Here is a 12,712-nt window from a genome sequence, read left to right as displayed (position 1 = left end):
GTAAGTGGAGCGATCCATTCAGCAGGTGTGTACTAATAGACCGAGGGCTTGACCAGGTAAAAGCACTTGTACTCTGATTGCAAAGCAGATTATTATTCAGTTCTGAAGGCACGTCCTTCGAAAAGAGAATAGAGAGATATGTCCGGAAGATAGATTCCGGGCAGCCGGTGTCGATGACGGTGAGGTCCCACCTGTTCCCATTCCGAACACAGAAGTTAAGCTCACTTGTGCCGAAGATAGTTGGCTGGACACGGCCTGTGAAAATAGGTAGATGCCGGCTTCTCTCAAAACAGAACCCCTGAGGCGTATGCCTTGGGGGTTTTGCTTTTTGGGCGCTGTGTGCACAGATAGAGGGCTATCTTTACCTTTTATATTAATATCCGTTTTACTTGCACTGCCCGCTGGGGCCAGAGGGGGAGGGCCGAGACTTTTAAGTTGTTCGATGTCTTACAAAGTGAATGATTTGCATGAAATGAATGGTTTACACGAACGGCGACCGCGTCCTGCGGACGAAACAGGGAGCCGTGAGTGGCGCCGCGCTCCGGTTTTTGCAAGCGGGTGCCATCCCGCGCCGCAAAAATCGGCTAAGCGCAAGAGGATTCAGCCTCCCGCCGCTCCAATCCTAAATGCGCCCGCTTTGGCGGGCGCGGCGCTCCAATATCCCCGGCGCTTCCAAAACCGCGACGCTTTTTTGTTTGGCGTCGTACAAAGTGCATGATTTGCATGATTTGCATGATTTTCTCCGGGTAGAGAAATCATTCAAATCATTCATTTCATTCAAATCATGCAGTTGGTACGGTATCAAACAATAGACATGGCTTGTCAAGAGGGAAAAAAGCGCCAAAATGCGTCGGCCTCTGGCCCCAGCGGGCAGCGTCACGGCAGTTGTTGAGACAATTAAAACAAATCGTGAAACTCCGGAATCATTTTACTCTTTGAATTGCCTCTGTCCCGAAAATATGCTATACTTTTACAGGGACGATACACATTCTTTATAAGAAAGGAGCTACGATTTGATCCGTAAAAACGCACTCTCTGAGAAATTGCAGGAGGCTGTGGATTCGGTGCTGCCCATTGCGCTGATCGTCAGTCTGCTTTGCTTTTTCTTTGTGCCGGTGGGGTCGGGGCTGATGCTGTCCTTTTTGGTGGGCACGGTCATGATCATCGCCGGTATGGCCCTGTTTACTTTGGGGTCGGAGCAATCCATGAGCCAGATCGGCAATCTGATCGGCGCACGACTGACCAAATCGCGGAACATCTGGCTGATCCTGGCCCTCAGCTTTATCATGGGCGTGGTCATCACGGTGGCCGAGCCGGACTTGCAGGTCCTGGCCACCAATGTGCCCGGCATCGACCGGATGGCCCTGATCGCCACCGTGTCGGTGGGCGTCGGCCTGTTTTTGGCCGTCAGTATGGTGCGCATCCTGCTGGGCATCCCGCTGCGGTGGCTGCTGCTGGCGTTCTATGGGCTGGTGTTTGTGCTGGCCTTTCTGTCCGACCCCGGCTTTCTGGCGGTGTCCTTCGACTCGGGCGGCGTCACCACCGGCCCCATGACGGTGCCGTTCATCATGGCGCTGGGCGTGGGCGTGGCCTCCATCCGCAGCGACGAGAAAGCCAAAGACGACAGCTTTGGCCTGGTGGCGCTGTGCTCCATCGGGCCCATCCTGGCGGTGCTGCTGCTGGGCTTCCTCTATCCGGGAAGCGCCGGCTCCTCCGAGACGGTCATTCTGGAGTTTGAGGACTCGATGAGCCTGGGCTGGGGGTATCTGTCCGCCCTGCCCGGCTATATGGAGGAGGTGGCCACCGCCCTGGCCCCCATCTTCGTGTTCTTTCTGCTGTTCCAGTTGGCGGCCCTGCGGCTGCCGGTGGCTCAGCTGGCCCGCATCGTGGTGGGTATCCTGTACACCTATGTGGGTCTGGTGCTGTTCCTCACCGGCGTCGGGGTGGGCTTCTCCTCCCTGGGCTATGTGCTGGGCGGCGAAATGGTCAACCAGGGCATGGGCCTGCTTTTGGTGCCATTGGCGGTGCTGATGGGCTGGTTCATCATCAACGCCGAACCGGCCGTCCACGTCCTGAACAAGCAGGTCGAGGACCTGACCAGCGGCGCCATCTCGGCCAAAGCGATGGGCCGCAGCCTGTGCATCGCGGTGGCCACCGCCAACGGCCTGGCGATGGTGCGGGTGCTGACCGGTATCCCCATCCTGTGGATCCTGGTCCCGGGCTACCTGCTCGCCCTGGTCCTGACCTTCGTGGTGCCCCCTATCTTTACCGCCATCGCCTTTGACTCGGGCGGCGTGGCTTCCGGCCCCATGACGGCCACCTTTATGCTGCCCTTTGCGATGGGCGCGTGCAGCACCCTGGGGGGCAATGTCATGACCGACGCCTTCGGCCTGGTGGCCCTGGTGGCCCTGATGCCCCTCATCACCGTGCAGGTGATGGGCGCGGTGTATGTGGTCAAGCTGCGCCGCTCGGTGCAGCCTGCCGCACAGGCGATGCCGGCCTTTGGCGACAACGAGATCATCGAACTGTGGGAGGAGGTGGCCTGAATGGAACTGAACTACATCATCAGCATCACCGACCGGGACCAGATCCAGGAGCTGGCCACCCTGTTCCAGAACCTGGAGCTGAACATGGGCCTTGTCATGCTGGGCAAGGGCACCGCCACCAGCGAACAGCTGTCCATCTATGGCCTGACCAACACTGAAAAGGCCATCGTGTCCACGGTGGCCGACGCCGAGAGCACCAAACGGCTGATCCGGGCGGCCAAGCGCAAGCTGTTCATGGATATCCCGGGCAACGGCATCATGCTCACCATCCCCATCAAAAGCGTAGGAGGAGGCAGGACTTTGGCATACCTGACAGGCAACAAGGCCCCCACCGGGGGCGCGCCCGCCATGCAGTTTGAGCACGAGCTGATCATCGCGGTGCTCAACGCGGGCTATTCGGACGCCGTAATGGACGCGGCCCGCACGGCCGGAGCCGGCGGCGGCACCGTGCTGCACGCACGCGGCACCGGCACAAAACAGGCCGAGAAGTTCTTCGGCGTATCCCTGGCGGAGGAGAAGGACATCCTGTACATCGTGGCTCCCGCCGGCCAGAAGGCCGCCATCATGTCGGCCATCAACACCACCACCGGCGCGGGCACCAAAGCGGGCGCGATCTGCTTTTCGCTGCCCGTCTCGGACGTCATCGGCCTGCGCAAGGTAGACGATTGACGGCATACTCCAGGGGGAACCCATTTCTGCGCGCAGTCGCGCGACAGAAATTCCTTCCCCCTGGTATCCCCCTGGGGACAAAATTTAGCGCTGAACCGCGCACTCGGCCTTGCGGCCTCGCACACTCTCAGCGCCAAATTTCCCTGTATGTGTCCCGACCGTACGCACATGTCGTCCGGTCGGGACTTTTTGAAAGTCTGACACTCCCGTGAACTGCTCCCGCCCACCCGGCGGGGGCTTTTTTGTTTGGTGTCGTACAAAGTGCATGATTTGCATGATTTGAATGATTTTCTACGGGTAGGGAAAATGAATCCTCTTGCGCTTAACCAATTTTTCCGGCGCATCAAGGATGATGCTTGTAAAAATTGGAGCGCGGCGCCACTCACGGCTCCCTGTTTCGTCCGCAGGACGCGGTCGCCGTTCGTGTAAACCATGCATTTCATTCAAATCATGCAGTTGGTTGGGTGTCAAACAATAGACATGGCTTGTCAAGCCCCCAAAAAGCGCTAAAATGCGTCGCGCTCTGGACGCATACACACAGGGCGCAGCTTGTCAAGAGGGCATTTCCTCTTGCGCTTAGCCGATTTTTGCGGCGCGGGTCGGCGCCCGCTTGCAAAAACCGGAGCGCGGCGCCAGCGACAGCTCGCTGCTTCGTCCACAGGACGCGCTTCGCTGTCGCTGCCGTGAAAAAAGCCCCACATTCCCCCTTGACAGCGCCGCAGGGGTGTGGTACAATCATCGAGTAAAGAAAGCAGCTACGGCCATGCCGCGCTCGCCTTGCGGGTCCCTTGAGAGGCCCCGGGCTATACAGGACGCAAGCTCTCTGCAAGGAGGGCGTGCTGAGTGTGTATCTGTGCGCGGCTGCCTTGGATGAGGCGGCCGCGTTTTCTGTTGACATTATTGTTTGGAGGTGCATCGACAATCGCTACCACTGGGAAAACGAAGGAACTGGAGATCAACGGTCAGATCCGTGATCGGGAAGTCCGCCTGATCGGTGCGGACGGAGCACAAAAGGGCGTCGTCAGCATTCAGGCCGCCATGCGCGCCGCAGAGGAGGCCGGGCTGGATCTGGTCAAGATCGCGCCCCAGGCCAAGCCCCCCGTGTGCAAGCTGCTGGACTACGGCAAATACCGTTTTGAGCAGCAGAAGAAGGAGAAGGAAGCCAAGAAGAACCAGAAAGTGGTCGAGGTCAAGGAGACCCGCCTTTCGCTCAATATTGACACCAACGACTTCAACACCAAGGTGACCCAGTCGGCCAAGTTCCTGGCCGCAGGACACAAGGTCAAGGCCTCGATCCGTTTCCGTGGCCGCGAGATGGCCCACAGCGCCCTGGGCGCAGACGTGCTCAAGCGCTTTGCGGCCGCTTTGCCCCAGGCGTCGATGGATAAGCCGCCGGTGCTGGAAGGGCGCACCATGTCCATTCTGTTGACACCAAAACCCAATAAGGATTGATTCTAGGAGGATACCGAAAATGGCTAAGATGAAACTCAAGACCCATTCCGGCGCAAAGAAGCGCTTCAAGCTCACCAAGAACGGCAAGATCAAGCGCGGCCACGCCTTCCGCAGCCACATCCTGACCAAGAAGACCACCAAGACCACCCGCGGCTACCGTCAGCCCTGCTATGTGGACAGCACCAACGCCGCCACCCTGAAGCGGATGCTGCCCTACGGCTGATCGGCCCCCTTGTGTGACAGGATCGAGATTTCGTTTGTATCGTTAAAAGGAGATAAGAAAAAATGGCACGTATCAAAGGCGCAACCATGACCCACAAACGTCGCAAGAAGATGCTCAAGCTGGCCAAGGGCTTCTACGGCTCCAAGAGCAAGCATTTCAAGATGGCCAAGCAGCAGGTCATGAAGAGCGGCAACTACGCTCTGGCTGGCCGCCGCATGAAGAAGCGTCAGTTCCGCAACCTGTGGATCTGCCGCATCAATAACGCAGTCCGTCCTCTGGGCATGAACTACTCCACCTTCATGGCCGGGCTGAAGAAGGCTGGCATCGAGCTGAACCGCAAGATGCTCAGCGAGATGGCGATCAACGACCCCAAGAGCTTTGCCGCTCTGGTGGAATCGGTCAAGAACGCCTGATAAAGTTTCCCAAGACGCCCGCGCGCACACGCGGGCGTCGATTTTGTATGTGTTGGAATGCAAGGCCCTGAACGCCTGGCAGGCAGACAGAACAGGGCCGGTGCCCTGCCGCGTTGCGCGGCCGGGACGGCTCTGTTTTTGCTTTTGGACCGAAAGGAGAGACCATGGACGAGAAGATCACCAGCCGCGACAACCCGAAGGTCAAGTACGCCTGCAAGCTGGCGGACAGCCCCGGCTTCCGGCGCAGCGAGGGCCGGTTTTTCGCGGAGGGGCGCAAACTCTGCCCCGAGCTGGCCAGGGGCGCGGCGCTGGAGCAGCTGTTCTATACCGCCGCAGCCGCCCAAAAGTGCCCGGAACTGGCCGGCTTGCCCGGGCAGCACTTCCTGGTGGAGGAGCACGTGGCCCAAAAGCTGGCCGGCGTGCCCGCCCCGCAGGGAGTGTTCGGGGTGTTCCGTACCCCGCAGCATACCTTGGATGAGGTGCGGCGCGGGGGGCGGTATCTGGCCCTCGAACGGGTGCAGGACCCCGGCAACGTGGGCACCCTCATCCGCAGCGCAGCCGCCTTTGGCTTCGACGGGGTGATCCTCTCGGAGGGCTGCGCCTCGCCCTATGCGCCCAAGACCCTGCGCGCTTCGATGGGCGCGGCGGTGCGGGTCCCGGTCATCGAGACCGGGCCGCTGCCCCCGGCGCTGGCGCGGCTGCGGCAGCTGGGCATCCGGTGCCTGGCGGCAGCGCTGGAGCATTCCGAACCCCTTGGCCCGGTCCCGGCCGCGCACCTCGGCGGGGTATGCGTGGTGGTGGGCAGCGAGGGCCAGGGTCTGGAGGGGGATACCATCGCGGCCTGTGACGCCGCCGTCCGTATCCCCATGACCGACCGTGTGGAGAGCTTGAACGCCGGCATCGCCGGCAGCATCCTGTTGTGGCATTTCCGGGAGGTAGAAGTATGAGCCGTTCCATTGATACCGTTGAAAAAGCAAGACAGGCCGGCGCAAAGGAGGCCGATATCCAGCTGTGCTGGCTGTGGCTGGCCTACGTTCTGGGCCCGGGGCATCCCCACGCCCGCAATCTCCTCCGCTGGTACGGCGCCGACCCCATCACCGTCTGGCGGAGCCGGAACAGCGAGGGATTTGGCCGGATGCTGGGCGGCGGAGCCCGGCAGCAGGAGCGGCTGCGGGATACCGAGCAGGCCCTGGCGGTCTGCCGCAGGCGTCTGGACCAGTGCTCCAGGCAGGGGATCGCCATTTTGCCCTACGGCAGCCCCGATTACCCCCGCTCCCTTCTGGACCTGCCCGACCCGCCGATGGTGCTCTACTGCATCGGGGACCCGTCCTGGCTCAACGCCGGCAGCCTGGTGGGGATGGTGGGCAGCCGCCATCCGGACGAGTACGGCCTGTGGGCCGCCTCCGAGCTGGGCCGGCAGCTGGCCCGGCAGGGCGCGGTCATCGTCAGCGGCCTGGCCACTGGCCTGGACGGCGCCTGCCATCAGGCGGCGGTGGACGAGAAGGCCCCCACCATCGGGGTCCAGGGGGTGCCCATCGACAAGCCCTATCCCAAGAGCACCATCGAGCTGCGCCGCGCGGCGATCGAGCATGGCTGCGTGGTGGGCGAGTACGCCCCCGGTGAGGACGGCGTGGGCAAGAAGGGCTTTCTGCTGCGCAACCGCCTGATCGCGGGGCTGTCCCGGGCGCTGGTGGTGGTGCAGGCCGGGGAAAAGAGCGGCACCATGTCCACGGTGGAACACGCCGAGCGGTACGGCCGGAAGATCTACGCCGTGCCCGCCGGGATGGACCGGACGCTCTCCCGCGGCTCCAACCTCCTGATCGCCCAGGGCCGCGCGGAACTGGTGATGGACGGCGCCGGCATCCTCCGCCGGATGAACGGGGAGAAGCCTGCGCTCCCGGTCCAAAAGCCCGCGCCCGCCCGGCCCAGAGCCGCCCGGAAAGAAGCCGCCGCCGGGACGCTGGAGCGGGCCGTGCTGGACCGCCTGGAGCGAGGTCCGGCCAGCGTGGAGGAGCTTTCCGCCTGCTGCCGGGCCGGTACGGCCGAGCTTTCGGCCCTGCTGATGCGGCTGGAGCTGGACGGCGCAGTCGGGCCGCTGCCGGGCCAGCGGTATATTTCGCTCTGAAATGGCAGAACCTGAAACAAAAGCCCCCGCCGCCGGGGGCAGACCGAGGTAAGTGTAAGAAATGGCAAAACTGGTTATTGTGGAATCGCCCGCAAAGGCGAAGACCATTGGCAAATATCTGGGCAAGGACTACGAGGTGACGGCCAGCATGGGCCATATCCGGGACCTGCCTACCTCCCAGCTTGGCATCGATGTGGAACACGGCTATACGCCCCAGTACATCAACATCAAGGGCAAGGAGAAGCTGATCCGGGAGCTGAAAGCCAAGGCCAAGAAGGCCGACGGCGTGCTGCTGGCCACCGACCCGGACCGGGAGGGGGAGGCCATCAGCTGGCATCTGGCCGGGCTGCTGGGCATCGACCCCAGCCAGCCCAACCGGGTCACCTTCGACGAGATCACCAAGAAGGGGGTCAAGGAGGGGATGGCCCATCCCCGGCCCATCAATGAGGACCTGTTCAACGCCCAGCAGGCCCGCCGGGTGCTGGACCGGCTGGTGGGCTATAAGCTCAGCCCCTTTCTGTGGCGGAAGATCCGCCGGGGCCTGTCGGCGGGCCGGGTCCAGAGCGTGGCCGTCCGTCTGATCGACGACCGGGAGAAGGAGATCGAAGCCTTCGTGCCCGAGGAATACTGGAACGTGGACCTCACCTTGAGCAGCCACGGCAAGCGGTTCACCGCCCGACTGGCCGCCGACGAGAAGGGCAAAAAGCTGCTGCCCCGCACCGAAGCGGAGGCCCGCGCCATCGAGAAGGGGCTGGAAGGGGCCGTCTACACGGTGGGGGAACTCAAAAAGGGCAAGCGCAGCAAGCAGCCCACCCCCGCGTTCATCACCAGTACCCTCCAGCAGGAGGCGTCCCGGCGTCTGGGCTTCACCGCCACCCGCACCATGCGGGCCGCCCAGACCCTGTACGAGGGGGTGGACATCGCCGGATACGGCACGGTGGGCCTCATCACCTATATGCGTACCGACAGCCTGCGGATCTCGGACGAGGCGGTGGCCGCCGCCCGGGCCTATATCGAAGGGGCCTACGGCCAGCCGTATATCTGCCCGTACAAGCGCACCTGGAAGACCAAAAGCGCCACCGCCGCCCAGGATGCCCACGAGGCCATCCGGCCCTCGATGCCGGCCTTGACCCCCGACGAGGTGGATAAGAGCATCTCGGGGGATACCGCCAAGCTCTACCGGATGATCTGGAGCCGCTTCATGGCCAGCCAGATGGCCGACTGCCAGATGGATACCGTGTCGGTGACGGTCTGCGGCGGGGCCTACCGGTTCAAGGCCAGCGGCTTTACGGTCACCTTCGACGGCTTCACCGCCCTGTACGAGGAGGCCGCCGACGAGAAGGAGAAGAAGGAGACCGCCCTGCCGCCCCTCGAACAGGGCCAGCGGCTGGATCTGGTCCAGCTCAAGAGCGAGCAGAAGTTCACCCAGCCCCCCGCCCGCTACACCGAGGCCTCCCTCATCAAGGCCCTGGAGGAGAACGGCATCGGCCGGCCCTCCACCTATGCGCCCATCATCACCACCATCATCGACCGGGGCTATGTGGAGCGGGACCAGAAAAAGCTCAAGCCCACCCCCCTGGGACGGACGGTGGACAAACTGATGCTGGAGCAGTTCCCCCACATCGTGGACGTGGACTTCTCGGCCCAGATGGAGAAGAACCTGGACAAGATCGAGAGCGGCAAGGCCGACTGGCGCCAGACGGTGGACGCCTTCTACAAGGGCTTTGACGCCAGCCTCCAGGCCGCCGAAAAGAATATGGAGGGCAAAAAGATCAAGGTGCCCGACGAGCCCTCCAGCGAGGTCTGCCCCCTGTGCGGCCGGCCCATGGTCATCAAGGTGGGCAAGTACGGCAAGTTCCTGGCCTGCAGCGGCTTCCCCGAGTGCCGGGGCACCAAGCGCCTGGTCAAGGACACCGGCGGCATCTGCCCCAAGTGCGGCCAGGGCCGGATCCTGGAGCGCAAGAGCGCCCGGGGCCGGATCTACTACGGGTGCGAGCGCTACCCCGACTGCGACTTCATGACCTGGGATACCCCGGTGGCCCAGAAGTGCGAAAAGTGCGGCTCCACCCTGTTCCGCCACGGTTCCCGGCTCTACTGCGCCAAAGAGGGCTGCGGCTTTGAGATGCCGGCGCCCAAAAACACCTGACAGGAGATACTATGGATCCATTTCACATTGATATCCTGGGGGCGGGCCTGGCCGGCTGCGAGGCCGCCCTCTGGCTGGCCGGGCAGGGGGTGGCCGTCACCCTCTGGGAGCAGAAGCCGGCCCGCTTTTCCCCCGCCCACCAAAACCCCGGCTTTGCCGAGCTGATCTGCTCCAACAGCCTCAAGGCCGAGCGTCTGGACTCGGCGTCCGGCCTGCTGAAAGAGGAGATGCGGCAGATGGGTTCGAGCCTTCTGCCGGCGGCCCAGTCGGTGCGGGTGGCGGCCGGCGGCGCCCTGGCCGTGGACCGGGACGCGTTCAGCGCCGCCGTCACCGCCCGGGTGGAGGCCCACCCCAACATCACCGTCCGCCGCGAGGAGGCGACCGCGATCCCTCAGGGCCGTCCGGTGCTGGTGGCCACCGGCCCCCTCACCGAAGGGGCCCTGGCCGCCGAGATCGCCCGTCTGACCGGGGACAGCCGGCTCCACTTTTACGACGCGGTGGCCCCCATCGTCACCGCCGAGAGCCTCGACTACGACAAGGTGTTCGCGGCGTCCCGCTACGGCCGGGGGGAGGCGGATTACCTCAACTGCCCCTTCAGCAAGGCCGAGTACGAGGCCTTTTACGAGGCCCTTGTGACCGCCCAGCGGGCGCCCCTCCACGACTTTGACCGGGAGGGGTGCGCCGCCCCCGACCCCGACGCGGTGGGGAAGAAGGCCGACACGGTGACGGTGTACGAGGGCTGTATGCCCATCGAGGTGATGGCGGCCCGGGGGGCCGATACCATGCGCTACGGGCCGCTGCGGCCGGTGGGCCTGGTGGACCCCCGCACCGGCCACCGCCCCTGGGCCAACGTCCAGCTGCGGGCCGAGAACCGCGAGCGCACCCTGTACAACATCGTGGGCTTCCAGACCAACCTCAAATGGGGCGAGCAGAAGCGGGTGTTCTCGATGATCCCCGGCCTGGAGCGGGCCGAGTTCGTCCGCTATGGGGTGATGCACCGGAACACCTTCCTGGACGCGCCCCGGGTGCTGACGGCCCAGCTGTGCCTGAAAGAGCACCCCGACGTCTTTTTCGCCGGCCAGATCACCGGCTTTGAGGGCTATATGGAGAGCGCGGCCTGCGGCCTGCTGGCCGCCCGGAGCATCTGGGCCAGGCTGAACGGCCGGCCCTATACGCCGCCCCCGCCCGACACCATGTGCGGGGCTCTGGTGCGCTATCTGACCACAGAGAACAAGCACTTCCAGCCCATGGGGGCCAATATGGGCATCCTGCCCCCTCTGGAGGACCGTCCCCGGGACAAGCGCCTGCGCTACCTGGCCCAGGCCCAGCGGGCGGCGGCCAGTATGCAGCGCTGGGTGGATGCCCAGGCATGAGCCTGCAAACAGGCAGAAAGGAACAAGACTATGCAAATCATCGTGGATCTGATGGGCGGCGACAACGCCCCCCTGGCCCCGCTGGACGGGGCCGCACAGGCGGTCAAGGAATACGGCGTGCAGATCATCGGCCTCGGGGATGAGGCCCTGATCCGCAAGACGGCCGCCGACAACCATATCTCCCTGGACGGCATCCGGCTGGTCCACTGCTCCGAGAACATCGAGATGTGCGACGAGCCGGCCCGCGCCGTCCGCCAGAAGAAGGATTCCACCATCGTGGTGGGCCTGAATATGCTCAAGGAGGGCAAGGGGGACGCCTTCGTCTCGGCCGGCAGCACCGGCGCGCTCCATGTGGGCACCAGCCTGATCGTGCGCACCCTGCGGGGGATCAAGCGCCCCGCCCTGGCCACCCTCATCCCCGCCCAGAAAAAGCCCTACCTGCTTCTGGACGCCGGCGCCAACGTCGAGTGCCGGGTGGATATGCTGGAGGCCTTCGCCGTCATGGGCAGCTGCTATATGCAGCGGGTGGAGGGCCGGAAGGACCCCGCCGTGGCCCTGGTGAACAACGGCGCCGAGGAGTCCAAGGGCACCCCGCTGCTGCGTGAGGCCCACCAGCAGCTCAAGACCACCCCCGGCATCCGCTTTGTGGGCAACATCGAGCCCCGGGACGTGCCCTCCGGCAGCGCGGACGTGGTGGTCTGCGACGGCTTCACCGGCAACGTGGTGCTCAAGCTGACCGAGGGCGTGGCCAAGATGATCATGGGGATGATCAAGGAGATGTTCCTGTCCGGCCTTACCACCAAGCTGGCCTATCTGCTGCTGCGCGGCCCCATCGCCGGACTGAAAAAGCAGATGGACAGCGAGGAATACGGCGGCGCGCCCTTCCTGGGGGCACGGCAGCCGGTCATCAAGGCCCACGGCTCGTCCAAGGCCAAGGGGGTCAAGAACGCCATCCGCCAGGCCAAGATCTGCGTGGAGAACGACCTGTGCGGCACCATGCAGGCCGCCCTGGACGATGTGGCCGCCGCCAACGCCGCCGCCAAAGCCGCCGGCGGGGCGGAAGAATGAACCGGAAGGAGGGCGCACGGATGGCGCATCCGCTTGAAAAGATCATCGGTTATACCTTCAAGGACCCGGGCCTGCTGCTGACCGCCCTGACCCACACCAGCTACGCCAACGAGAGCCGGACCCCGGTGGCCCACAACGAGCGGCTGGAGTTCCTGGGGGACAGCGTGCTGCAGATCGTGTCGGCCGACTATCTGTTCCACGCCTACGCCGACCGGCCCGAGGGCGATCTGACCCGCATCCGCTCCAGCCTGGTCAGCGAGGGGGCCCTGTTCCAGTTCGCCCAGGAGATCCACCTGGGGGACTATCTGCGGCTGGGCAAGGGCGAGGAGCGCTGCGGGGGCCGGGAGAGGCCCAGCGTGGTGTCCGACGCCTTTGAGGCCCTCATCGCCGCGCTCTACCTGGACGGCGGGATGGAGACGGCCCGCCGGTTCATCCTGCCCTTCATCACCGAGGGCAAGCACGCCGAGGCCGACTACAAGACCCGCCTGCAGGAGATCGTCCAGCAGAACCCCGAGGAACGGCTGAGCTATGTGGTGGAGAAGGAGACCGGCCCCGACCACGACAAGCACTTCGTGGTGGCGGTGCGGTTCAACTCGGACTGCGTGGCCCGGGGCGAGGGCAAGAGCAAGAAGGCCGCCGAACAGCACGCCGCCCGGGAGGCCCTGAAGCTGCTGGGCGTGCTGCAGGAAAAGTAACG

General features: G+C 63.9%; 11 protein-coding genes and 1 rRNA gene. All 12 read left to right on the top strand.

Going from position 1 to position 12,712, the window contains the following annotated elements:
• The first annotated feature begins 163 nt into the window (after positions 1–163).
• The 12 genes from rrf to rnc all read left to right on the top strand — a co-directional run bounded on the left by rrf (position 164) and on the right by rnc (position 12,710).
• A 5S ribosomal RNA gene (gene rrf / locus B5G12_RS06090) occupies positions 164–280 on the top strand.
• A gap of 733 nt (positions 281–1,013) precedes the next feature.
• A complete protein-coding gene (locus B5G12_RS06085; RefSeq protein ID WP_087324265.1) occupies positions 1,014–2,546 on the top strand; it encodes a DUF1538 domain-containing protein in 1,533 nt (510 codons plus the stop codon).
• Positions 2,547–3,215 (top strand): P-II family nitrogen regulator, encoded by a 669-nt coding sequence (locus tag B5G12_RS06080; RefSeq protein WP_087324264.1) that lies wholly within the window; start codon positions 2,547–2,549, stop codon positions 3,213–3,215. It begins immediately after the preceding gene.
• Positions 3,216–4,115: 900 nt separating this feature from the next.
• A complete protein-coding gene (gene infC / locus B5G12_RS06075) occupies positions 4,116–4,667 on the top strand; it encodes a translation initiation factor IF-3 (RefSeq protein ID WP_087232335.1) in 552 nt (183 codons plus the stop codon).
• 19 nt (positions 4,668–4,686) lie between these two features.
• Positions 4,687–4,890, top strand: coding sequence for a 50S ribosomal protein L35 (rpmI, locus tag B5G12_RS06070; RefSeq protein ID WP_087232338.1), 204 nt, complete (start codon positions 4,687–4,689; stop codon positions 4,888–4,890).
• Positions 4,891–4,952: 62 nt separating this feature from the next.
• Entirely contained in the window at positions 4,953–5,303 is a 351-nt protein-coding gene (gene rplT / locus B5G12_RS06065) for a 50S ribosomal protein L20 (RefSeq protein WP_087232341.1), read from the top strand.
• 164 nt (positions 5,304–5,467) lie between these two features.
• Complete coding sequence (locus B5G12_RS06060) at positions 5,468–6,250, top strand: TrmH family RNA methyltransferase (protein WP_087324263.1); 783 nt, start codon at positions 5,468–5,470, stop codon at positions 6,248–6,250.
• Complete coding sequence (dprA, locus tag B5G12_RS06055) at positions 6,247–7,428, top strand: DNA-processing protein DprA (RefSeq protein WP_087324262.1); 1,182 nt, start codon at positions 6,247–6,249, stop codon at positions 7,426–7,428. The genes B5G12_RS06060 and dprA overlap by 4 nt, the downstream gene beginning before the upstream one ends.
• 61 nt (positions 7,429–7,489) lie before the next feature.
• The gene (gene topA / locus B5G12_RS06050; RefSeq protein WP_087324261.1) at positions 7,490–9,574 is read left to right on the top strand and encodes a type I DNA topoisomerase; all 2,085 of its coding nucleotides are present in this window, start codon (positions 7,490–7,492) and stop codon (positions 9,572–9,574) included.
• Positions 9,575–9,585: 11 nt separating this feature from the next.
• Positions 9,586–10,947 (top strand): methylenetetrahydrofolate--tRNA-(uracil(54)-C(5))-methyltransferase (FADH(2)-oxidizing) TrmFO, encoded by a 1,362-nt coding sequence (trmFO, locus tag B5G12_RS06045; RefSeq protein WP_087324260.1) that lies wholly within the window; start codon positions 9,586–9,588, stop codon positions 10,945–10,947.
• Positions 10,948–10,977: 30 nt separating this feature from the next.
• Positions 10,978–12,015: a phosphate acyltransferase PlsX gene (gene plsX / locus B5G12_RS06040; protein WP_087324259.1), complete on the top strand. Its 1,038-nt coding sequence runs from the start codon at positions 10,978–10,980 to the stop codon at positions 12,013–12,015.
• 20 nt (positions 12,016–12,035) lie between these two features.
• Complete coding sequence (gene rnc, locus B5G12_RS06035; RefSeq protein WP_087232359.1) at positions 12,036–12,710, top strand: ribonuclease III; 675 nt, start codon at positions 12,036–12,038, stop codon at positions 12,708–12,710.
• Positions 12,711–12,712 lie beyond the last annotated feature (2 nt).

It is taken from the genome of Faecalibacterium sp. An58 (genome assembly GCF_002161515.1).
Classification (GTDB): domain Bacteria; phylum Bacillota; class Clostridia; order Oscillospirales; family Ruminococcaceae; genus Faecalibacterium; species Faecalibacterium avium.
Note: the sequence above shows the minus strand (reverse complement) of the source record. Positions and strands in the feature narration are given on the sequence as shown.

Excerpts from the sequence above, each read along its gene's own strand:
- topA (WP_087324261.1), top strand. The coding sequence starts at position 7,490 with ATGGCAAAACTGGTTATTGTGGAATCGCCCGCAAAGGCGAAGACCATT.
- rpmI (WP_087232338.1), top strand. The coding sequence starts at position 4,687 with ATGGCTAAGATGAAACTCAAGACCCATTCCGGCGCAAAGAAGCGCTTC.
- B5G12_RS06080 (WP_087324264.1), top strand. The coding sequence starts at position 2,547 with ATGGAACTGAACTACATCATCAGCATCACCGACCGGGACCAGATCCAG.
- dprA (WP_087324262.1), top strand. The coding sequence starts at position 6,247 with ATGAGCCGTTCCATTGATACCGTTGAAAAAGCAAGACAGGCCGGCGCA.
- rnc (WP_087232359.1), top strand. The coding sequence starts at position 12,036 with ATGGCGCATCCGCTTGAAAAGATCATCGGTTATACCTTCAAGGACCCG.
- rplT (WP_087232341.1), top strand. The coding sequence starts at position 4,953 with ATGGCACGTATCAAAGGCGCAACCATGACCCACAAACGTCGCAAGAAG.
- plsX (WP_087324259.1), top strand. The coding sequence starts at position 10,978 with ATGCAAATCATCGTGGATCTGATGGGCGGCGACAACGCCCCCCTGGCC.
- B5G12_RS06060 (WP_087324263.1), top strand. The coding sequence starts at position 5,468 with ATGGACGAGAAGATCACCAGCCGCGACAACCCGAAGGTCAAGTACGCC.
- trmFO (WP_087324260.1), top strand. The coding sequence starts at position 9,586 with ATGGATCCATTTCACATTGATATCCTGGGGGCGGGCCTGGCCGGCTGC.